Consider the following 23,185-nt stretch of genomic DNA (forward strand, 5'->3'; position numbering starts at 1 on the left):
CGATAAAACCTTGTTGCAAGGAATAAAACAATGAAGCGAAGTGTACTGATTTTCAGGTCTTTTGGCTATGCGTTAGTCGTTATAGGCTTATCAGCCTGCTCAGATGATCCTGGGCTAACGGAGTACGCCGATAAGCTACATAACCAAGTTCACAGTACACTCAACCTGCCTACTCAAACGATACAAGCGCCTAAACCTCAACTGCAGTACCCTGCTAAACGCGATTTAACCCAGAATATTGAGCGCACCAGCATGGGGTTACTGGACAGCCTTCAGCTTAATCATTGTCAGTTAGGACAACTGATTGCAGAAAACAACAGCTCATTAGGAAGACTAAAAGATGGTTTTAGTCGATACCATGCTGACCTGACTATAATTCAAGCACTCAAAAAATGCATTGAGCACCCTGAGTCAGCCAACGTTAAAGATAAATTAAAAGAAGCTCTGGAACATAAGGAGTCACAACTTAAGCACAGCCTGGCAAATGCCTTTGCTCGTGACGACGGACTAAGAAAAGCGCTGTCTGTAGGAAATAATTCGTTACCCAAAATACACGTGACAGAGTACAACTATGCGGTGAATGCACTTGAACGCTTTACCCGCATATTAGAGCGTTGGAGCTACACACAAAAAGTCGACGATCCGGCAGAGTTAATAAAAATGCTTGGCCGTTTAGAGCGCAGTAATTACCTTCCCGACCTTTACCGCACTATGCTGGACTACTCCTATAAACTGGAGAAGATGACCGAACGACTGCCCGAAATTCCGCAATCTGTTTACTGTCAAGATGAGCAAGTGCCAGATAAAGCTCTGGAGCTGAAAAAAACGTTTAACACCATTTACATTAAAGAAATGCAAGGCGACATAGCAGAAATTATCGAACAGCATCAGCGTTTATTGATGACTTTGGAGAGCCTCGAAGGCATAGCACCTCAACCTGAACTAAAGGCGTACATTGCAGAACTAGGCACACTCAGTAAAAAGCTCACCGATGCATCAGTACATTTTGTGCGTCCATGGCAGAAGTTTTACAGTGTCTGTAAGTTTACGCCGGGGCTTGATTAACGCTTACAAGTGCCATTTCTTAGTCAGGCCTGGATGTGGTTTACCTTGCTCTTTTTGATGAATTTCATTAATAACGTACCGCAAACCAAGAAAAACCCAAAGCCAGAAAGCAGCAAACAACGTACCAACCATAATAACGATAACTGATGAGCGCATCACAACATCAACATGTAAAATGTTAAACCCTAGCTGGGCAATGATACCGGCTATTCCGGCAAGAAAAAGAAGCCCGGCAAACACCCTGATTACTCGTAAAAAATTCAGCATTAAACCTCCTAGTCTTCGCCTGTTATTTGTGACCTCTCTCCCCTTTATTGAAGCCGAAAAGGCAAATTTGAGCAAATAGAACCAGCCCCCAATACAATACGAGCTGGCTTTGCGTTGAATATAATTTCGGCAAACAAATGGGTTTCATAAAAAATCACTTGCACCTGTTAGCGCAAATCACTAATATACCGCCCGTCTTAACGACACTTCTAAAATGTGCGTCCGTAGCTCAGTTGGTTAGAGCGCTGCCTTGACATGGCAGAGGTCGGTAGTTCGAGTCTACTCGGACGCACCATTTGAAAATCCCCCTCTCGTCTTCTAAATTCAATACTTTCGGCACGTTAAACTTTTCACTTAGAAGTTGACCAATGCATGACGAATTCAGGCATCATACTGGTAGCGTCAGCGGCTTTTTTCTGGGGGTTGTCGGGCGGAATTGCCGGTATCCTCATCAATAATGACTGGGATGCCCTACTAATATCTTTTTACCGCGGTGCAGTCGGACTGTTGTTCGTGCTTATCTGGTTGTCACTAAAGCCGCGCTGTAGCGGTCTCGCTGATAGTCGCTTATGGCTGTGGTCGATAATTGCCGGGCTGGGTGTCGCCGGTAACTTCGGTTTTTACTTCTTTAGTATTTCTGAAAGTAGCGTTGCGGTTGCTGCTACCCTTATGTATTGCGCACCAATATTTGTCTACCTTATTTCTTTTGCACTCAAGCTGGAAAGCCCGACTCTCGTAAAGTGGGCAGCAATTGCGTTAGTTATGGTGGGTGTTGTGCTGCTGACCCGTGTTTATCAAATGGAAGGAAACAGCATTACCCTGCTGGGTGTCGCAACGGGGTTACTCTCAGGACTGTCGTTGGCTCTTTTTATCTTTGGTTTTAAGTATGCCACTCAGTACGGCAGTCCTCAGGCCATTCTTACCATTGCTTTTTTAACCCTTGTTGTGGCGTTGGGTGTTCTTATAGACCCGGCAGAAGCAGCTCAGGTGCCAGGTTCGGTCGACTGGCCCCTATTTGCCATTATCGGCGTACTTGGCGGCGGCACATCCTTTATTTTATACCTGATTGGTTTACGCCAAACACCACCGGCCTTAGCCTCTATTGTGGCTACAATAGAACCCGTCACGGCTTCGCTTTTTGGAGTTATTGTTTTAGGTGAAATACTGGCTTATTCACAAATATTGGGCATGTTGCTTATTCTCGTAACAGTTACTGCTTTGGGTGTTTATTCCGGTAAAGAGTCGTCTGATTAAACGGATTATCGCACTACCTTTTGTCCAAAGCCTGTTACAATACGCCCAGAAACTTAAACCGAAAGTAGCCTATTAATGCCTGACCAGACTCCAGCAAACACAACCGAAATTACTCAATTTAATCAGCTAAGCTTAGCGCCAGCCTTAATCTCCAGACTGAATGAAATTGGTTATGAACAAATGACGCCAGTTCAGTCATTAAGCTTGCCAGTTATTCTGGATAATACGGATGCGGTCGTACGGGCCAATACCGGTTCAGGAAAAACAACGGCTTTTGCGCTGGCTCTGCTCTCCAAGCTAAATACCAAAAGCTTTACCCCACAAGCGTTAGTGCTTTGCCCTACACGCGAATTAGCTCATCAAGTCGCCGAAGAAGTTCGTAACTTAGCTAAATCTATGACGAACATAAAAGTATTAACTTTATGTGGTGGAGAGCCAAGCCGTATCCAGACGAGTTCCCTTGAGCATGGCGCTCATGTACTGGTTGGGACTCCCGGGCGTGTACTTGACCACCTCGAGCAACGAAATGTTGATTTATCCGCGCTGAACATCTTCGTTCTGGACGAGGCTGACCGTATGCTCGAGATGGGGTTTCAGGAGAGCCTGAGCGCTATTGTTAAGCACATTCCTAAAGCGCGACAAACCCTGTTATTTAGTGCGACTTATCCAAAGAATATCGCGGCTTTGGCTGAGCAGGTAACAGCCAAAGCGACCAATATTAATGCGATTCAGGAAGAGGCCAAACCCAGGATTGAACAACACTTTTATGCAATGAACCATGAAGACAGCGCACAGCTGATTATGAACTTATTAAATGAACATCAGCCAGAGAACGTTCTTATTTTTTGCAACACAAAGAACGAAGTTAAGGACATACTCAGTACACTGCAGGCAAATAAATTCAGCGTGTTAGCTTTGCATGGAGAGCTTGAACAAAAAGACCGTGATCAGGCAATCATACAATTCAGTAACGGCAGCGTGCGGGTAATGGTGGCAACTGACGTCGCCTCCCGCGGGTTAGATATTGCTGAGCTCGACTTAGTCATTAATGTTCATATGGCACACGATTTAGATACCCATACCCACCGTATAGGCCGTACCGGCCGAGCCGGTAAAGAAGGTATGGCTATAACCTTAGTTGCCGCACAGGACGACTACAAAATGCGGTTGCTCGAAGACACTTTTGCTGAACCGATTCAGATAAAGCCAGCACCCGCCTTGTCTAACAACAAACCATTAAAGGCAACCATGACAACGCTGCAAATAAGCGGCGGCAAAAAAGACAAGTTAAGGCCTGGTGACATTGTCGGTGCACTGACCAAAGACAATGTTCTGAGCGCTGAAGATATTGGAAAGATAAAGCTGGAAAGTACGTTTGGCTTTGTTGCTGTAAACTCGCGTTTGGCGAAACACGCTTTAGGCCTTATTAGTAACAACAAGATAAAAGGTAAAAAGTTTCGCGCAAAACTGCTTTAGATGATAACTGTGTTCAGTATAAAAAACGGTGGCATTTTACCGCCACCGTTTCACTTCTACTTTTGCTGAGTTCAGGTTTTATTTCATATCAAAGCGATCTAACTGCATGACTTTCGTCCATGCTTGAACAAAATCGCCAACAAACTTCTGATCTGCATCACTCATTGCATAAACTTCTGCAACAGCACGCAATTCAGAATTCGAACCGAAAATCAGGTCAACCGGGGTTGCGGTGTATTTCTGTTCACCGGTCTTACGGTCGTAACCTTCGTAAATAGCTTCGTTGTTCGATGACTGTTTCCATTCGTTATCCATGCTTAGCAGGTTAACAAAAAAGTCATTACTCAACGTGCCCGGCTGGTCAGTAAACACACCATGATCACTCCCATCATAGTTAGCGTCTAAAGTACGTAAGCCACCCACTAGTACCGTCATTTCCGGTACCGTCAAGGTTAACTGGTCGGCTTTATCCACCATATGTTGAGCTGGTGAAACACGGTTGCCCTCAGCATAGTAATTGCGGAATGCGTCAGCTTTAGGCTCAAGGAACGAGAACGAATTAACGTCGGTCATTTCCTGAGAGGCGTCAGTCCGACCAGGTTCAAAAGGAACGGTTACGTCATAACCGGCGTCTTTCGCTGCCTTTTCGATAGCTGCTGCGCCACCAAGAACAATAACGTCCGCTAAAGACACTTGCTTGTCTCCAGACAGCTCATCGTTAAAGTCTTCCTGAATGCCTTTCAGCGTATTCAATGCCTTCTTGAGCTCAGTTGGATTATTCGCTTCCCAGTTGACCTGAGGCTCCAATGCGATACGAGCACCGTTTGCGCCTCCACGCATATCGGTACCACGGAAACTTGATGCCGATGCCCAGGCAGTACGTACTAGCTGAGGTACAGAAAGTCCTGAATCCAGAATAACAGCTTTAAGCTGGTCAACGTCATTATCGTTAATCAACTCAAAGTCCACTTCAGGAATTGGATCCTGCCACAAAAGATCTTCCTGCGGAGCCATATCACCTAAGTAACGCTGCTTAGGACCCATGTCACGGTGAGTTAGTTTGAACCAGGCTTTTGCGAACGCCAATTCAAACTCTTTCGGGTCTTCGTGAAAGCGTTTAGCAATTTTGCGATACTCCGGGTCTTCTTTTAACGAAAGATCCGTCGTAAACATGATAGGAGCGTGACGCTTACCTTCAACGTGCGCATCAGGAACCAGTTCTGACGCCTGACCGTCAACAGGGATCCACTGAATAGCGCCTGCAGGACTCTTTGTCTGTTCCCACTCAAAACCAAACAAGTTATCCAGATACTGAGTTGTCCAGGCTGTCGGATTAACTGACCATGCACCTTCTAAACCACTGGTGATGGTATCTTCAGCGTTGCCCTTGCCACATTTATTTTTCCAGCCAAGACCTTGTTCTTCGACACCTGCAGCAGCTGGTTCAGCTTCTAAACACTCTTCTGGCTTGTGCGCACCATGTGCCTTACCAAAGGTGTGTCCACCGGCTATCAGAGCGACTGTTTCTTCGTCGTTCATTGCCATACGACCAAAAGTATCACGAATGTCTTTCGCGGCCAGCAAAGGATCGGGCTTGCCGTTAGGTCCCTCTGGATTAACGTAAATCAGACCCATCTGAACAGCCGCCAATGGGTTTTCAAGTTCACGATCACCTGAGTAACGTTCGTCACCGGCTAACCACTCTTTTTCAGGACCCCAGTAAACAATGTCAGGTTCCCAGGCATCCTCACGCCCACCAGCAAAACCAAAGGTTTCAAAACCCATCGACTCAAGCGCCACATTGCCGGTTAGCACCATTAAGTCAGCCCATGAAATATTCTTGCCGTACTTCTGCTTAACCGGCCATAGCAAGCGACGTGCTTTATCCAGGCTCACATTATCCGGCCAGCTATTCAACGGTTCAAAGCGCTGCTGAGCGCCACCTGCTCCACCACGGCCGTCCTGAACGCGATAGGTTCCCGCTCCGTGCCACGCCATACGAATAAAGAAAGGACCATAATGACCGTAGTCAGCTGGCCACCAGTCCTGATCCGAGGTCATCAGCGCTTCAATGTCCTTTTTTACTTGCTCAAGATCAAGCTGATTAAAAGCTTTGGCATAATCAAAATCTTCGCCGTAAGGGTCTGACTCCGGACTGTGTTGACGTAAAGGCTCTAAATTGAGCTTATTCGGCCACCAAAATTCGTTCGACTTAGGCTCTGGAGAATTCACCTCGTAAGATGAATCTTGCTGAGCATTAGCAACACCTGATCCCACCGAAAACGATATAGCAATCGCAACAACAGAAAGTAAAGGTACTGTTTTCTTAAACATGATTAATTACCCTTTTTGTTAGACACAGTTAGTGCGCTATTAATATAGACTAAACGTACAGTTTTAGGGGGCTCAGATAGATTTGAAAAATAGATTGGCGTAATCGAATAGTCAGTATTTATTTAAAATAGAAGAGGAAATGTTAGTAATAAAAGCTTTTTAACTTACCTATTGTATGCGAACACGTTCTCGTCTTAACTGGAATTTACAGAACTAGAGTAAAACACTCAGAGTCAACTATATTAATGACTCTACTTAAAAAAATATTACAACACAGCCTTAAACCTGGAGAATAAATGCTCTCACTAGCCAGCGCTGCTTTATTTAGCCAGTTATCGCTTCAGCAACCTGAGAATGTTGAAAAGGAACCTGAGGATTGCGCTTTCGAGCAAATTAGTTTTACCACCAACTTTGCTGTCGGTCGGCTGCACCATTGTGAAAAAACCGATAACAATCAATACAGTCTCTACCTAGAGCCAGAAAGGGAAAAAATTAATCCAAGCCCATGGTACGCCTTTGCGATAGAGAACCTTACTGAAGAAAGTCAAACCATTGATATCACTTTGGTCGCCAGCGAAGGAGTGTCACGTTATAAGCCTAAGCGCAGCGAAGGTGACGACATGTGGCACCCAATTCCCTTTTCTGAAGGTGACAACTGGCTTCAGTTCGAACTGACGTTATCTGCTAAAACAAAGGAGTTTATTGCCGGGCAGGAGATCATCGATAACGTCCATTACATTGAGTGGCTTAGTAGCTTAATTAAAGAGCCGCAACAATCAGAAGTTATTTCTCTGGGGGTTTCAAGTGAGGGGCGAAACTTAGCGGCCTTAGAACACAAAGTGAAGTCGAGCGACAAATGGATAATACTTATTGGCCGACAACACCCGCCTGAGGTTACCGGAGCTCTAGCTCTACTCCATTTTGGCGAGATCTTATTCAGCGACGAAGCTTACGTGGTTAAGTTTCGCCAAAAATACAATATATTACTGGTTCCTAACATGAACCCCGACGGTGTCTATCATGGAAACTGGCGTCTAACAGCAGCCGGCATAGATATGAACCGTGACTGGAACAACCAAACGCTACCGGAAACCCAGGCCTTGACCAACTACCTCGAAAAGCTTGTCGAAAACGGTGGACAGATAGAATTTGCCATAGACTTCCACTCTACTCACCGCAATGTTTTCTATACCATGCCGAAAGACTACGAGTCACCTAGCGGAGCTCCTTTAAGAAACCCTCATAGGGTTTACGACTGGATTGAAGAAATCGCTGAAATGATCGACTCGGTTGAGCTCGAATATCAATCAGGAAATCATCCTGAAAGTGGCGTATTCAAACAGTTTATAGCTGACGAATTTGCCGCTCATGCCGTGACTTATGAGGTCAGTGATAGCGAAGACCGCAATAACATTAAAAAAGTTGCTGAGGCTGCGCTCGTTTCCTTAGTTAATCGCTTAGATTAAAGGTTTCGTAAAAGCCATTGCTGACTAACCTTAGTGCGACTAGGTTGAGTGCAAGGATAACCAATTGGTTACCCTTGCTGAGAGACTTACAACTAAGGAAGTATTATGAAGAAAACATTAATTGCAATTGCATTGATTGGAACTTCAACTAGCGCATTCGCTGATTCTCCTAATTGGGATAAAATCCAGGCATCCTATATCGAAACAGATATAGAGACGCCCATCGATGAAGATATCTCAATGGATGGTTATGCCGTGTCAGGGTCTCTGTCGCTAAACGAATCTATTTTTGTCCTGACAAATTTTGATTCCGTCGGTGACGAATCTGATTTCGGCGATGTTGATTTAGACTCTCTTAACGCCGGTATCGGATTTAATCATAACATCACTAATTCGACCGATTTCTTTGCAACGGTCACTTACGAAAAGCTCGAGTTGGTCGGTTCCGTGGATGCTATCGGCTCGGAGTCCTTTGATGAGTCAGGATATGGCGCAGGGCTGGGTATTCGGTCCATGATTACCGACTTTTTCGAGTTATCAGTAAAAGCGGACTATCTGGACATTGATGACGAAAATGCCATTCGTTACGATGCCTCAGCTTTTTTCCACCTGACCAGTAACCTGTCACTAGGGGTTGGTTATAAACTCTACGATTTAGACGAAATCGATCAGGATATTGATACTGTCGCCGCAACCGTTCGTTACAGTTTCTAACTCATATTTTTCCCTAAACACTGACGTGCCCCCCTATACAGCGCACGTCAGTGTCCTATTAAAGCAATTAAAATGCTTCTAATCTCTTATTTTCACAGCAAAAAACCGATCTAACTTTGAGAAATCTGCGTAGCTCTCTATACTCTAGTAATGAATTTAGAATAAACGTTTAAATTCAAGGCTTAAAAATGCCTACTTTTATAAAGGGGAGAGCTAATGAGCAAAAAAGAAGAAGAAGTGCTCCGCGGAGATAAAGATCTCGAGCGCGAGCGTCAAGCCAATGACCCGATGGTTCCTGACGGTGAAGTCAACCCAATAAACACCGACTATCAAGTAGGACAAGACAATGTTGTTATGAAAGTAGGACCTTTTGGTCTGGATTTCCATAACCGCGTATTTGCTATTTCAGGACTGGCAATTGTTGCGTTCGTGGTCATAACGTTAATGTTCCAAAATCAGGCAGAACCCATATTTACCAACACTAAAAACTGGTTAACGGGTAATCTTGACTGGTTCTTTATTGGTGCAGCCAACATTTTTGTCATTTTGTGTTTGTTTTTAATTTTTTCCCCACTTGGCAATGTTCGTCTTGGCGGTACAGAAGCCAGCCCTGATTTTTCCTACCTGGGCTGGTTTTCGATGCTATTCGCTGCCGGGATGGGTATCGGACTCATGTTCTATGGTGTCTCTGAACCGATAACTCACTTCAGTACGGCTCTGGCTGGAACGGAAACCAATGCCGACGGTATTCGTACCGACTGGGCTCCTCTTGGTGGTGCGGGTGGCGATCAAGCCGCGGCTATGAAACTGGGCATGGCAGCCACCATCTTTCACTGGGCGCTTCACCCATGGGCTATTTACGCCGTATTAGCCCTAGGTCTGGCACTGTTCTCATTTAATAAAGGGTTACCATTAACCATACGCTCAATTTTCTATCCAATTTTGGGTGAGCGCGTTTGGGGTTGGCCAGGACATATCATCGACATCATCGCCATTTTAGCGACCTTATTTGGTCTGGCCACCTCTCTTGGTTTGGGCGCTTCTCAAGCCGCAGCCGGGCTTAACTTCCTATTTGGCTGGGCTGAAGGCGATACAACAGAGGTATTACTGGTTATTGGCATAACAGCCATAGCACTTATTTCAGTACTGGCAGGACTTGAATCCGGTGTACAGCGACTTTCTCAAATCAACATGTCGCTTGCGGCTCTGCTGATGCTGTTTGTCATTATCGTTGGCCCAACAGTGGCTATTCTGACAGGCTTTGTTGATAACCTTTACAATTACATCGTTAACCTTCCGGCATTTTCTAATCCGGTCGGTCGTGAAGACCTCAATTACTCGCAAGGCTGGACCTCGTTCTATTGGGCCTGGTGGATTGCTTGGTCACCTTTCGTAGGCATGTTCATTGCGCGGGTTTCAAGAGGCCGTACTGTACGCGAATTCTTAATTTCAGTACTTTTGATTCCCTCGCTGGCTTGTGTCTTTTGGATGACCGTATTCGGCACTGCCGCAATTGAACAGTTCGTAGCAGGAGCAGAAGAAGTCGCCAACGTGGACCTTTCATTACAGCTATTTGTTATGCTTGAAGGCCTTCCTTGGACTGGCATCACCTCTTTTGTGGGCATTATTCTGGTTATGGTGTTCTTCATCACCTCATCAGACTCAGGCTCACTGGTTATCGATACCATCAGCGCGGGTGGTAAAGTCGAGGCGCCAGTACCCCAGCGTATATTCTGGTGTACATTTGAGGGCTTAGTTGCAATTGCTCTAATACTCGGTGGCGGTCTGGTAGCGTTGCAGGCAATGGCGGTGTCGGCAGGCTTGCCGTTCACTCTTGTGTTACTGGCCGCTTGCATAGCAGTCGTTCAGGGTTTGCGTTCTGAGCCCAGAGTTGGTAAACCTGCTAAATAGACGAGCTACGCAGTTCTTTAACCATGTAAAAGCGGCGCTCTCGCGCCGCTTTTTGCTATAACGGGTAAACTTATGGAAGCTGAACACATTGAAATTCTAAGTTTTTTACGTCGTTTCCCGCCTTTCAACGAACTACCTGAAGAAGAACTTGTTCAGCTCGTTAAGAATATCGAAATTGGTTACTTCAAAGCTGGCGTGCAATTGCTTGAATACAACCAATCAATCTCCGACCTGTACGTTATTCGTAGCGGTTCAGTAGAAACGTATAATCGTAACGGTGATTTATTTAACCGATTAAGCGAAGGCGGCTTTTTCGGTGAGGCTGGCTTATTGCGCAAAGGCAAAGTTCGGTATCCGGTTAAAGCGCTTGAAGATACCTTAATCTATTTTATTCCGGGCACCTTATTTAACCGTTTGTTTGACGAATACGATAGTTTTGCAGATGCCGTTGAAGTTGAAGGGCATCGTCGAATAAACCAAGCAGTAAGAGAGCAGGAAAATCGCAATGAATCACTCACTGCGACTGTCGACACTATCGTTACACGAGAACCCGTCTCTATTAATTTAAACGCCAGCATTCATGACGCCGCGTCTAAAATGACGGATGAAAAAGTGTCATCTTTACTTATCGTTGATGAGTCCCAGCACCTTCCTGTCGGTATTATAACCGATAAAGATCTGCGCAAACGGGTGCTGGCCGTTAACCGTTCCAGCACACAGCCTGTCTCATCCATTATGAGCGAGGACCTTACTTTCATTCAATACAATAGCCGGGTATTTGAAGCCCTGCTAACGATGATGCGAACCAACCTTCATCATTTACCGGTGTTGAAGAAGGGCCAAATTATCGGTGTCATCGCTTTATCGGATGTCGCACAGCATGAATCTAAAAGTTCTCTGTTTATCGTTAGCGGTATTTTCAAACAGAACTCTATTGAAGAATTGACCGAGTTGGCTGAAGGGGTTCCTTCCAGTTTCGTGCGCATGGTCAACGAAGATGCTAATTCACGTATGATAGGTTCTGCCATGGCGACTATTGGGCGCTCATTCAAACAACGGCTTTTAGAGCTTGCCGAGGAAAAATTTGGACCACCACCTGTGCCCTACTGTTTTCTGGCTTTAGGCTCTATGGCGCGGGATGAACAAAGCATTGTTACTGATCAGGATAACGCCCTGGTTTTACATGACGACTTTGACCCCAAAATACACGACAACTACTTCAAAGAGTTAGCTGCTTTTGTTACCGACGGCTTGAATGCCTGCGGTTACACCTATTGCACCGGTGGTATTATGGCGACAAACGACTCATGGCGACAGCCACTGAAAGTCTGGAAGAACTATTTTACCGACTGGATTGAAAACCCTTCTGCCGAAAAACTTCTGCATTCGTCCATATTCTTCGATTTAGACGGGGTCTGGGGACAACAAAAATACGCCGACGAGCTCAACTCCCTTATCCGCAGTAAAGCGAAGGGAAATAAACGATTTTTAGGCTCTATGGCGCGTAACGCTCTGAATCGCACGCCTCCGTTAGGCTTTTTTAAAGACTTTGTCATGGAAAAAGATGGCAAACATAGAGACAGCATTAATACGAAAAGGCGCGGCACCGGTCCTGTAGCGGACTTAATACGCGTTCATGCTTTGGCCATTGGTTCATCGCAACGTAACTCATTTGCACGGCTGGAAGACATAATCGAGTCACAAATACTCCCACAGGGACGAGGCCCGGACTTACGCGACGCTCTTGAGTTAATTTCAATGGTGAGAATTCGTCACCAAGCTTTAGCACTTGCCGCTGGCGAAATCCCTGATAATAATGTTGCCCCGGAAGACTTATCAGATTTTGAACGTAAGAATTTGAAAGACGCCTTTCAAATCCTAAGTAATGCGCAAAAATATCTGCGTTATCGTTACTCAGGAGCTTAATAGAAGATGCTTTATCTAGCCCCCGAAAAAAAGCAACGCCAGATGAAACCCAGAACGATTGACTGGCCCGAACGCTTTAACAGTTTGTCCAGGCAGAGCCAATCTTACGCACTGAAAAAGTATTATAACTACGGTATAAGTGCGCCTGAAGCACCAATAAACCAAGTACCTATGGTCGCCGTTGATTTTGAAACTACAGGTATGGATCCTGAACAACACGGCATTGTGAGTATAGCCGCAATTCCCATGACAACAGAACGCATCTTTTTCTCCCAGGCAAAAAGCTGGGTCGTTAAACCGCGGCGCACATTAACCGATCAGTCCGTTGTCATTCATGGGATTACTCATAGCGATATTGAGCAGGCGCCAGATCTTGAATCTATTATCGATGAACTATTAGAACTTGTAGCTGGAAAAGTGTGGGTAGTACATTATCACGGTATTGAGCGCCCTTTTTTACAAGATGCCTTTAAAGAACGTCTCAATGAAAGTATTCAATTTCCTCTTATTGACACTATGGAAATAGAAGCTCGTTTTTACCGAAAGCCCTTATCTTTATGGCAAAAACTGCGCGGTAAAAAGCCAGAATCGATTCGGCTAGCAGACAGTCGTGACCGCTATAACCTGCCCTTTTATCCACCGCACAATGCAACAACCGATGCGCTTGCCTGCGCCGAGCTTTTTCAGGCACAAATAGCGAAACATTTCGAGCCAACAACGCCGCTGGATAAAATCTGGCTACCTTAATCGAGGAATCGCTACACCAAGTTTTGCTATTTCTTTGCATTAAGGCAACTCAAGAATTAGTGACTAATGGAAACGGTTGTGACAGGGTACTCGGTATAACTTCATAATTATTTGATGCTAATTTAGGATAATTGAATGAACAGCTCTAAAATAAAAACCATCAACACGTTACTCATTGTTGGTTTAATGAGTACAACCCTCGCAGGAACTGCCTTAGCCGTTCAGCAAAATCAGGTAATTAAACCTGCCCCTCGAGTGGCTACACAAACTCAAGCGCAGTTTTTCTCGGCGGTTAACGAGCTTTGTGGTAACGCTTTTGCTGGGGAGGTGACGGTTGATACACCCAAGTCAGAAGGTTTTGAGGGTGATTTGATTATGCATGTGCGCAAATGCGGCGACCAACGTATTGAAATTCCATTTCATGTGGGTGATAACCACTCGCGAACCTGGATTTTAACGCAAACCGGATCGGGTATTAGCCTTAAGCACGATCATCGTAAGCCAGATGGTAACTATGACCCATTGACTATGTATGGTGGACATACAACCGATAAAGGCCACGCAACAGCGCAGTCTTTCCCAGCTGATGCTTATTCTAAAGAACTGTTTATTGAGCTTGGCGTTCCACAATCTAATACCAATATCTGGCAGATGTACATTCACGATGAGACATTTACTTATCGGTTAATCAGAGAAGGTCGTGAGTTTCGGGTCGATTTTGATTTAACTGCCCCTGTAGATACACCACCAACTCCCTGGGGATACGCAGACTAAGAAAGTCGCGCTAATTGCGCGACTTCTCATTTTACAGAATAACTTCTGGAATACGCACCTGCCCTTCCATTAGCACTCGGGCACTGCGACTCATAATAGCTTTAATGGCCGTCCATTGCCCATTAACTTGCTTGCATTCAGCACCAACTTGCAAGGTACCCGATGGGTGACCAAAGTTCACCATAGTACGGTCATTACCGCCTGCAGCTAAGTTTACGGTGGTACCTGGAATTGCCGCAGCGGTGCCGATAGCAACAGCAGCGGTTCCCATCATGGCGTGGTGCAATTTGCCCATCGACATCGCCCTTACCAACAAGTCAACGTTATCGGCCTTAATCACCTTACCACTGGATGCAGTGTAATCCTTCGGTGCGGCAACAAAGGCGACTTTTGGAGTATGCTGGCGGTTAGCCGCTTCGGCAATATCGCCAATCAAGCCCATCTTCACCGCACCATAGGCGCGGATGGTTTCAAAGCGATCCAGCGCTTCCGGACTGCCATTAATGACTTCCTGCAGCTCGGTGCCATCGTAACCAATCTCTTCCGCATTGAGGAAAATGGTCGGGATACCCGCGTTAATCATCGTGGCCTTCAGTATGCCAATACCCGGAACCTCTAAATCATCGATTAAATTACCGGTCGGAAACATGGAGTCGCCGTCGGCAGACGGGTCCATAAACTCCACCGCCACTTCAGCCGCAGGGAAAGTGACGCCATCCAGAATAAAGTCGCCGGTCTCCTGCACTTCACCATTAACCATAGGCACTTTATTGACAATGGTTTTACCAATATTGGCCTGCCAGATACGGACTTCGCAGACACCATTCTCAGGAATTTTATCGGCATCAACTAAGCCATTCGCAATCGCAAAAGGTCCTACGGCTGAGGATAAGTTCCCACAGTTCCCGCTCCAGTCAACAAACGGTTTATCAATAGAGACCTGCCCGAACAGATAGTCTACGTCATGCCCGGGTTGCTCGCTTTTAGAGACGATAACCGTTTTGCTGGTACTTGACGTTGCGCCACCCATACCATCTGTGTGCTTAGCATAAGGATCCGGACTGCCGATGACACGCATCAATATAGCGTCACGCACAGCGCCCGGCTGTTGAGCCGGCTCGGGTAAGTCCTGCAGGCGAAAGAAGACCCCTTTCGAGGTCCCGCCACGCATATAAGTGGCGGGAATTTTAATTTGTGGTTTATGCATCGTTTTAGAACCCCTTAGCTTGCTTCTGCTTCTAAAAAGTCCTGAGCAAAACGTTGTAATACACCACCAGCTTCATAAATTGATACTTCTTCTTTGGTGTCTAAACGACACTGTACCGGTACTTCTTCACTGTCACCATTGGCACGATGAATCACCAGCGTTAGCTTAGACCCGGCCTCAGGCGTACCTTCCACATCAAAGGTTTCAGTACCATCAATACTCAGCGTCTTACGAGTTGTGCCCTCTTCGAATTGCAGCGGCAATACGCCCATACCAATCAAGTTAGTACGATGAATGCGCTCAAATCCTTCGGCAACAATCACTTCAACACCCGCTAAACGCACACCTTTTGCGGCCCAGTCGCGTGACGAGCCCTGACCATAGTCGGCGCCGGCCACAATAATCAGCGGCTGTTTGTTCTCCATATAGTGTTCAATGGCTTCCCACATGCGCACGGTTTTACCTTCAGGTTCAATACGTGCCAGCGAGCCCTGAATCGCTTTGCCGTCTTCGCCTTTCACCATTTCATTAAACAGCTTCGGGTTGGCAAAGGTTGCGCGTTGCGCAGTTAAATGATCACCACGGTGCGTTGCGTAAGAGTTAAAGTCCTCTTCCGGCACGCCCATTTTCGCCAGATATTCACCCGCGGCACTGTCAGCCATAATGGCATTTGACGGTGACAAATGGTCAGTGGTGATATTGTCACCCAGCACCGCCAACGGACGCATTCCCTTCATGGTGCGTTCCGCAGCTAATGCGCCTTCCCAGTATGGCGGGCGGCGAATATAGGTGGTTTGTGGACGCCAGTCGTACAGCGGATTGTTCTTCTCACCGTAATCCACCGACAGGTCAAACATTGGGTCATACACCTTACGGAATTGCTCAGGTTTAACGCTCTGTTTTACAATGGCATCAATCTCTTCGTCGCTTGGCCATATATCTTTCAGCGTTACCGGATTACCGTCCGGGTCAATGCCCAATACGTCTTTCTCAATATCAAAGCGAATGGTCCCCGCTATAGCATAAGCCACAACCAATGGTGGAGAAGCCAGGAACGCCTGCTTTGCATGCGGGTGGATACGCCCGTCAAAATTACGGTTACCGGACAGTACCGCCGTGGAGAACAAGTCACGATCAATGATCTCCTGCTGTATTTTCGGGTCTAACGAACCACTCATGCCATTACAAGTGGTACAGGCAAACGCCACAACACCGAAACCTAAGCCCTCCAGTTCCGGTAACAACTCAGCTTCTTCCAGATACATTTTGACCGTTTTAGATCCCGGTGCCAGCGATGACTTAACCCACGGCTTACGGGTTAAACCCAGCTTGTTCGCGTTACGGGCAATGAGGCCAGCAGCAATCATATTGCGCGGGTTACTGGTATTGGTACAGCTGGTAATAGCTGCAATAATCACCGCACCGTCCGGCATTTTGCCTTCTTCCGGGTTCTCAATGTGCTTAGCTACACCACGCTCAGATAACTCTGATGCCGGTAACAGCGAGTGCGGGTTAGACGGTCCGGCCAAATTACGTTTAACTTTCGATAAATCGAACTTAAGCACCCGCCCATATTCGGCTGACTTGAGGCTGTCAGCCCACAATCCAGTTTCCTTGGCAAAATGCTCTACCAACTCAACCTGATCGTCATCACGACCGGTCAGTTTCAGGTAGTCAATGGTTTGATCATCAATATAGAACATGGCTGCAGTCGCGCCGTATTCCGGTGTCATATTTGAAATGGTTGCACGGTCGCCTACCGTTAGGGCTTCTGCACCTTCACCATAAAATTCCAGATACGCCCCAACAACACGCTCTTTACGCAAGAACTCGGTCATTTCCAACACTAAATCGGTACTGGTAATGCCCGGTTGCAGCTTACCGCTAAGCTCAACGCCTACAATATCAGGCAAGCGCATGTAAGATGCACGTCCCAGCATAACGCTTTCCGCTTCCAGGCCACCGACGCCCACAGAGATAACACCTAAGGCATCAACCATTGGCGTATGACTGTCAGTACCCACACAGGTATCAACAAAAGCGACATTGTCGCGTACCTGAACTACCGGAGACATTTTCTCCAGGTTTATCTGGTGCATAATGCCGTTGCCGGGAGGAATCACATCCACGTTTTTAAACGCGGTTTTGGTCCAGTTAATAAAGTGAAAGCGGTCGTCGTTACGACGGTCCTCAATAGCCCGGTTCTTCTCGAAAGCGTCTTTATCAAAACCGGCGTGCTCAACGGCTAGTGAGTGGTCAACAATCAACTGAGTTGGCACCACAGGATTTACTTTGGCGGGGTCACCACCTTTTTCTGCAATAGCGTCACGCAAACCAGCCAAATCAACCAAAGCAGTCTGCCCCAGAATGTCATGGCAGACCACGCGAGCCGGAAACCAGGGAAAGTCGTGTTCTTTTTTACGGTAAATCAACTGTTCAAGCGATTGTGTCAGAATGTCCTGAGGACAACGACGAACTAAGTTTTCAGCTAATACACGGGAAGTATAAGGCAGGCGCGCATAGGCACCCGGTTCAATCGCATCGACCGCGGCTTGAGTATCAAAGTACTCGAGCGTGGTACCAGCGAGTTTTTTACGGTATGAAGTCATGAGTTACCACTTATCGTCATGGTTAAACGAAAAAAGGAGCAGTCGATAACTGCTCCTGTACTATTTATCAGTTAGAGAGCCGATTAACGCTCTTCTAAAGCTGGAACTTTACGCGGTTCTGGGCCCGTATAATCTGCGCTTGGGCGGATAATACGGTTGTTTGCGCGCTGCTCTTTTACGTGGGCTGTCCAACCCGTAACACGCGACATCACAAAAATTGGCGTAAACAGTTTGGTTGGAATACCCATGTAGTGATAAGCCGATGCATGGAAGAAATCCGCATTCGGGAACAGCTTTTTCTCGTCCCACATAACTTTTTCACAACGTACAGAAACGTCGTACAAGCGGCTGTCACCCACTTCTTCAGACAGCTTTTTAGACCAGGCTTTAATGACATCGTTACGTGGATCAAAATCACGGTAAATGGCGTGACCAAAGCCCATGATTTTTTCTTTACGTTCCAGCATGCCTTTCAGCTTCTGTTCAGCGTCATCAGCATCTTTCATGCCTTCAATCAGCTCCATTGCCGCTTCGTTTGCACCACCATGAAGTGGGCCGCGTAATGAGCCAATGGCGCCGGTTACACAAGAGTGAATGTCTGACAGTGTTGAAGCGCAAACGCGAGCCGTAAAGGTTGATGCGTTGAACTCATGCTCAGCATACAGAATTAACGACGTGTTCATTACTGCTGCGTGCAGCTCCGAAGGCGATTCGTCGTGCAATAAACGCAGGAAGTGCGCACCAATAGACTCTTCTTCCGAGTCGGTATCAATACGGACACCGTCATGAGTAAAGCGGTACCAGTACAACACCATACCCGGAAAGGTCGCCAACAGACGTTCAATATGGTCATCAGCTTCATCAAAGCTCTCTTCCGTTTCCAGGTTACCCAGCATTGAACAACCGGTACGCATAACGTCCATTGGGTGCGCTGATTTTGGAATACGCTCAAGTACGTCTTTGACTTCCTGAGGTAAGGTACGCAGTGACTTCAAGCGCTTTTTGTAGTCTGTTAGCTGTTGCTTATTCGGCAGCTCACCTTTCGCTAAAAGGTAAGCCACTTCTTCAAAACTGACTTTTTCTGCCAGTTCAGAAATGTCATAGCCACGGTAGGTTAAACCTGAGCCACTTTTACCAACCGTACATAATGCCGTTTCGCCGGCTGACTGTCCGCGCAAACCTGCGCCACTTAGTTTCTTCTCTGCCATAATATTGTTCCCTTTATCTTCGAATTTATTTTTTAAATAACTGGTCGAGTTTTTCTTCAAAGTCGTGATAATTCAAAAAGTCATACAACTCTGCACGAGTCTGCATATCATCTACAACGGCTTTCTGATCACCGTTCTCTAAAATACTATTGTAGACGTTCAATGCCGCTTTGTTCATTGCACGGAATGCGCTTAACGGGTAAAGAACAATTTCCACCCCGACATCGGCCAATTCCTGTTTATTAAATAATGGCGTTGCGCCAAATTCAGTAATATTTGCTAAAACCGGTACATCTAAAGCTTCGGAGAACGCTTTGTATTGGTCAAGCGTGTGAACGGCTTCAGCGAAAATGGCATCAGCACCAGCGTCAACACAAGCCTGGGCACGTTCAATAGCCGCTTCCAAACCTTGTTGCTGCAGCGCATCGGTACGCGCCATAATCAAAAACTGGTCATCAATACGTGCATCAACCGCGGCTTTAACGCGGTCAACCATTTCTTCCTGAGTCACAATCTCTTTATTAGGACGGTGTCCACAGCGTTTCTGAGCAACCTGATCTTCAATGTGCATTCCAGCCGCGCCGGCACGTGTCATTTCCTGAACGGTACGGGCTATATTAAACGCTCCGCCCCAGCCGGTGTCTGCATCAACCAGCAGCGGCAAGTCGGTTGCTGCTGTTATGCGACGAATGTCTTCACAAACATCATTTAACGACGTCATACCCAAATCAGGTAAACCAAAAGACGCATTCGCCACACCGGCACCAGACAGGTAAAGCGCTTTGTGACCAACCTTCTCTGCCATCATTGCAGTGTATGCGTTAATGGTGCCCACAATCTGTAATGGATTTTCGCTGGCAATGGCTTGACGCAATTTAGCGCCTGGACTTGTCATTTGAGTCATGAGGTTTCCTTTTCTGTTTGTAACCGTAATTCAATGTTTTTACGAGACGCGCCAATATGGCGGCGCATTAATAAGTCGGCCAATTCACCATCGCGATTCGCGATGGCATTAATAATAGCTTTGTGTTCATCGAAAGCGCGTGAGACTCGCGGGCCGTTCATTCCCATCTGTACTCGATACATACGGACAAGGTAATACAGCTCGTCACAGAGCATATTGATTAAATACTGGTTTTTACTGCCGAGGATAATGCGATAATGAAAGTCCAGATCGCCTGCTTCCTGGTAATAACTCTCGCCTTCGCGCACTCTTTGAGTTTCGAGATGTTTGTCTAACAGTTGGCGTAACTCGTCTATTTCGCTCTCCGGCATTTGCTCCGCCGCTAAGCGGCAAGCTAACCCTTCCAGCTCTTCCCGAATTTGATATAACGAAATTAATCCTTCCGGAGACAGGGTAACCACTCTGGCACCAGCGTTCGGTATTCGTTCAATAAGATGACAACGCTCAAGTCGTGCTAAGGCTTCACGCAATGGCGCACGACTTACATTAAAACGTTTAGCGAGTTCCGGCTCGCTAATTTTACAACCCGCAGCAATATCACCTTCAACAATAGCCCGTTGTATTTCAAACAAAACTCTGTCTGAAGACGTAATGGCTGAACGCTCTAAAGGACTGACTATTTGCATTAATTGTCGACAGTAATTTTTGATTGCGTTATTTTCCATTAAAATACTCGTATTTGCAAGGCAGGCTAACTCAAATTGTCGACAATCTGAATTAGATTGTGTTTATCACTAATACCTTTCAATATAACGTCATTGTTTTAAAACGAATTAAGAGGTCAGTATGTTTGAATGGATAGCCATGCCAGAGGCCTGGATTGCCTTAGCAACCTTAACCGCTTTAGAAATTGTACTGGGCATTGATAACATCATCTTTATTTCCATTCTGGTTGGGCGTCTACCTGAGCATCAAAGGGATAAAGCTCGCACCATAGGTTTAGGCCTTGCTATGGGAACCCGGTTACTCCTGCTTTTTTCTTTAACCTGGGTAATGACCCTCACCGACCCGCTATTCAGTCTCTTTGCAGAAGAGATTTCAGGTCGCGATTTAATTTTGCTTTTAGGCGGCCTATTCCTTCTGGGCAAAAGCACATTAGAAATTCACCACGCGCTGGAAGGCGACTCTCAATCTGAAAAATCACCGGTTGCCGCGTCTTTTATTTCTATTCTTGTGCAAATAGCCATTTTGGATGTTGTGTTCTCTCTTGATTCAGTCATTACCGCTGTTGGCCTCGCCGAGCAGTTAAGCGTTATGGTCATTGCAGTGGTTATTTCCGTCGGCGTTATGTTAGTAGCCGCCAAATCGGTTAGTGATTTTGTCGATAAACACCCCACCATCAAAATGTTGGCTCTCAGTTTTCTAATATTAATAGGGATGACCTTAGTCGGCGAAGGATTCGGATTTCACGTTCCCAAAGGCTATGTTTATTTCGCTATGGCATTTTCTCTTGCGGTTGAAATGCTCAATCTAAGAATAAGAGCGAACCGCAAAAAGCCAGAGCCAGTGGCGCTGCGCAAGAGTATTCCGGGAGATAAACACCCCGAAAACTGAGTATTTCGTCGTTTTCGGTTTTATTTCTCAGCCGTCGCTAGTAAAGTAAGGCCACTTTTTTCGGCTTAGACCAAAGTCGAACCGGACCGAAGTTTCAATAACAAAAACGGATAATAAGAATGGATCCAACAAAAATAGTCGACAAAGACGCAAGCTTTTTCGGACAGCCTGGGGGCTTACAAACCCTGTTCTTTACCGAAATGTGGGAGCGCATGAGTTACTACGGTATGCGCGCATTGCTGGTTCTTTTTATGACGGCCAGCTTACAAGAAGGCGGCATAGCATTCACCGTTGCCTCAGCAACAGCCATTTACGGTTTGTATACCGGGGCCGTTTATTTTATGGGCCTGCCTGGCGGTTGGATTGCTGATAGGTTACTAGGTGGACAGCGCGCTACCTGGTACGGCGGCATCATTATTATGCTTGGCCACATAGTCTTGGCCATACCAAGTAAGGCTGGCTTCTTTATTGGTATGATTTTGGTGGTACTGGGTACCGGTTTATTAAAGCCAAACATCACCGCCATGGTTGGCCAGCTATATAGTTCTGACGACGACCGTCGCGACGGTGGTTATACTCTTTACTATATGGGTATCAACATTGGTTCTATCATCGGTTACATCGTTACCGGTTACCTGATGGAGAATGCTGGTTACCATTGGGGCTTCGGCGCAGCGGCTGTTGGTATGGCACTTGGCCTTATTCAGTACAAGCTGACGTTACCTAAACTGAAAGGCGTTGGTGAGAAACCACCAAAACCTCTAGGCCCGAAAGCAGCAAAACGCAGTTGGGGAATCATTTGGTTTTTACTGGCGAGTTTGGCTGTCTACACATTCCTGGCGCTAAACAACTATGTCAGCATTAATCCAGTCGCTGCTGCTGAAAGCGTTTCTATTATATTCACCGCTATCTTTTTCCTATTTTACCTATCGGTTTTCATTTTCGGTAAGCTAACCCGGGATGAAATGAAGCGGCTGGGTGCATTATTCTTAGTCTGTATTGCTTCGACTATGTTCTGGGCAGGTTTTGAACAAGCGGGTTCTTCGTTCAACTTATTTGCTCGTGACTTAACCGATCGCATGGTCGGCGACTTTGAAATTCCAACTACCTGGTTTCAGTCACTGAACTCGTTCTTCCTGGTCGCTTTGTCGCCCTTCTTCGCAGCGCTTTGGATAAACCTAAGCAAACGCATGATTAACCCATCTTATGGATTTAAGAGTGCGATTGGCCTAATCATTATGGCAACAGGCTTCATTGTCATGTTCTTTGCGTCGCAAGCAGCGGCAAGTGGCATGAAAGTCGCTCCATACTGGTTAGTCGCGGTTTACTTTATCCATACTGTAGGTGAGCTGTGCCTAAGCCCGGTTGCACTGAGCGCGGTGAGTAAACTGTCTCCGAAACGTATGGCAGGTCAAATGATGGGTATCTTCGTATTGACCTATTCAATCGGTAACGTCGTTGCAGGCCGAATAGCGGGAGGCCTTAACCCTGACGACCCACAGGCAATGCCTGAGCTTTACTGGACCATTTTCTTATTTGGTGTCAGCGTTGGTGCGGTTGTGTTCGTGCTGGCTCTGTTTACTCGTAAATGGGAGAAACTGGCTCCGGACGATGGTGAAGACGAGCACCCCGGTGCCGTTATTGATGCTAACGAGCCTGTCGGAAAACCATAATTCACTTCTTTGTGAAAAACTGCTAGAAAGGGACCT

The 23,185-nt window shown here is 46.3% G+C and carries 18 protein-coding genes and 1 tRNA gene; 12 read left to right on the plus strand and 7 right to left on the minus strand.

Annotation, left to right across the window (positions count from 1 at the left end):
* The first annotated feature begins 30 nt into the window (after positions 1–30).
* Entirely contained in the window at positions 31–1,065 is a 1,035-nt protein-coding gene (locus CWI78_RS01275; RefSeq protein ID WP_126779480.1) for a DUF3080 domain-containing protein, read from the plus strand.
* Positions 1,066–1,068: 3 nt separating this feature from the next.
* Here the strand turns inward: CWI78_RS01275 and CWI78_RS01280 are convergent, their stop codons facing one another.
* The gene (locus CWI78_RS01280) at positions 1,069–1,332 is read right to left on the minus strand and encodes a hypothetical protein (protein ID WP_126779482.1); all 264 of its coding nucleotides are present in this window, start codon (positions 1,330–1,332) and stop codon (positions 1,069–1,071) included.
* Between the two features lie 218 nt (positions 1,333–1,550).
* Here CWI78_RS01280 and CWI78_RS01285 point away from each other — a divergent pair.
* The 3 genes from CWI78_RS01285 to dbpA all read left to right on the plus strand — a co-directional run bounded on the left by CWI78_RS01285 (position 1,551) and on the right by dbpA (position 4,062).
* A tRNA-Val gene (locus CWI78_RS01285) sits at positions 1,551–1,627 on the plus strand.
* A gap of 77 nt (positions 1,628–1,704) precedes the next feature.
* Positions 1,705–2,586, plus strand: a complete 882-nt coding sequence (locus tag CWI78_RS01290) for a DMT family transporter (RefSeq protein WP_126779484.1) — start codon at positions 1,705–1,707, stop codon at positions 2,584–2,586.
* A gap of 75 nt (positions 2,587–2,661) precedes the next feature.
* Entirely contained in the window at positions 2,662–4,062 is a 1,401-nt protein-coding gene (gene dbpA, locus CWI78_RS01295) for an ATP-dependent RNA helicase DbpA (RefSeq protein WP_126779486.1), read from the plus strand.
* A 78-nt stretch (positions 4,063–4,140) separates the two neighbouring features.
* On the opposite strand, the gene katG is transcribed toward dbpA, so the two are convergent.
* Positions 4,141–6,396, minus strand: coding sequence for a catalase/peroxidase HPI (gene katG / locus CWI78_RS01300; RefSeq protein ID WP_126779488.1), 2,256 nt, complete (start codon positions 6,394–6,396; stop codon positions 4,141–4,143).
* A gap of 296 nt (positions 6,397–6,692) precedes the next feature.
* On the opposite strand from katG, the gene CWI78_RS01305 reads away from it, so the two are divergent.
* The 6 genes from CWI78_RS01305 (at position 6,693) to CWI78_RS01330 (ending at position 13,934) form a co-directional block, all read left to right on the plus strand.
* Positions 6,693–7,862: a M14 family metallopeptidase gene (locus CWI78_RS01305; RefSeq protein WP_126779490.1), complete on the plus strand. Its 1,170-nt coding sequence runs from the start codon at positions 6,693–6,695 to the stop codon at positions 7,860–7,862.
* A gap of 105 nt (positions 7,863–7,967) precedes the next feature.
* A complete protein-coding gene (locus tag CWI78_RS01310; protein ID WP_126779492.1) occupies positions 7,968–8,576 on the plus strand; it encodes an outer membrane protein in 609 nt (202 codons plus the stop codon).
* A 216-nt stretch (positions 8,577–8,792) separates the two neighbouring features.
* A complete protein-coding gene (locus CWI78_RS01315; protein ID WP_126779494.1) occupies positions 8,793–10,487 on the plus strand; it encodes a BCCT family transporter in 1,695 nt (564 codons plus the stop codon).
* A 72-nt stretch (positions 10,488–10,559) separates the two neighbouring features.
* Entirely contained in the window at positions 10,560–12,413 is a 1,854-nt protein-coding gene (locus CWI78_RS01320) for a DUF294 nucleotidyltransferase-like domain-containing protein (protein ID WP_126779496.1), read from the plus strand.
* A gap of 6 nt (positions 12,414–12,419) precedes the next feature.
* Positions 12,420–13,160, plus strand: a complete 741-nt coding sequence (locus CWI78_RS01325; RefSeq protein WP_126779498.1) for a 3'-5' exonuclease — start codon at positions 12,420–12,422, stop codon at positions 13,158–13,160.
* Positions 13,161–13,346: 186 nt separating this feature from the next.
* Entirely contained in the window at positions 13,347–13,934 is a 588-nt protein-coding gene (locus CWI78_RS01330) for a hypothetical protein (RefSeq protein ID WP_126780308.1), read from the plus strand.
* Between the two features lie 31 nt (positions 13,935–13,965).
* Here the strand turns inward: CWI78_RS01330 and prpF are convergent, their stop codons facing one another.
* From prpF to CWI78_RS01355, 5 genes are all read right to left on the minus strand, one after another.
* Complete coding sequence (gene prpF / locus CWI78_RS01335; RefSeq protein ID WP_126779500.1) at positions 13,966–15,141, minus strand: 2-methylaconitate cis-trans isomerase PrpF; 1,176 nt, start codon at positions 15,139–15,141, stop codon at positions 13,966–13,968.
* Between the two features lie 14 nt (positions 15,142–15,155).
* Entirely contained in the window at positions 15,156–17,750 is a 2,595-nt protein-coding gene (acnD, locus tag CWI78_RS01340) for a Fe/S-dependent 2-methylisocitrate dehydratase AcnD (protein ID WP_126779502.1), read from the minus strand.
* An 83-nt stretch (positions 17,751–17,833) separates the two neighbouring features.
* Positions 17,834–18,958 carry a bifunctional 2-methylcitrate synthase/citrate synthase gene (prpC, locus tag CWI78_RS01345; RefSeq protein WP_126779504.1) on the minus strand — a complete coding sequence of 375 codons (1,125 nt, stop codon included), beginning with the start codon at positions 18,956–18,958 and terminating at the stop codon, positions 17,834–17,836.
* A 25-nt stretch (positions 18,959–18,983) separates the two neighbouring features.
* Positions 18,984–19,862: a methylisocitrate lyase gene (gene prpB, locus CWI78_RS01350; RefSeq protein WP_126779506.1), complete on the minus strand. Its 879-nt coding sequence runs from the start codon at positions 19,860–19,862 to the stop codon at positions 18,984–18,986.
* Entirely contained in the window at positions 19,859–20,548 is a 690-nt protein-coding gene (locus CWI78_RS01355; protein WP_126780310.1) for a GntR family transcriptional regulator, read from the minus strand. The genes prpB and CWI78_RS01355 overlap by 4 nt, the downstream gene beginning before the upstream one ends.
* Before the next feature lie 160 nt (positions 20,549–20,708).
* Here CWI78_RS01355 and CWI78_RS01360 point away from each other — a divergent pair, with 160 nt between their 5' ends.
* Together CWI78_RS01360 and CWI78_RS01365 are read left to right on the plus strand one after the other, a co-directional pair.
* Positions 20,709–21,476, plus strand: a complete 768-nt coding sequence (locus CWI78_RS01360; RefSeq protein ID WP_126779508.1) for a TerC family protein — start codon at positions 20,709–20,711, stop codon at positions 21,474–21,476.
* 119 nt (positions 21,477–21,595) lie between these two features.
* A complete protein-coding gene (locus CWI78_RS01365; RefSeq protein ID WP_126779510.1) occupies positions 21,596–23,149 on the plus strand; it encodes a peptide MFS transporter in 1,554 nt (517 codons plus the stop codon).
* Positions 23,150–23,185 lie beyond the last annotated feature (36 nt).

Origin of the sequence: Idiomarina ramblicola, assembly GCF_003987255.1 — a bacterium.
In the GTDB taxonomy this organism is placed as follows: domain Bacteria; phylum Pseudomonadota; class Gammaproteobacteria; order Enterobacterales; family Alteromonadaceae; genus Idiomarina; species Idiomarina ramblicola.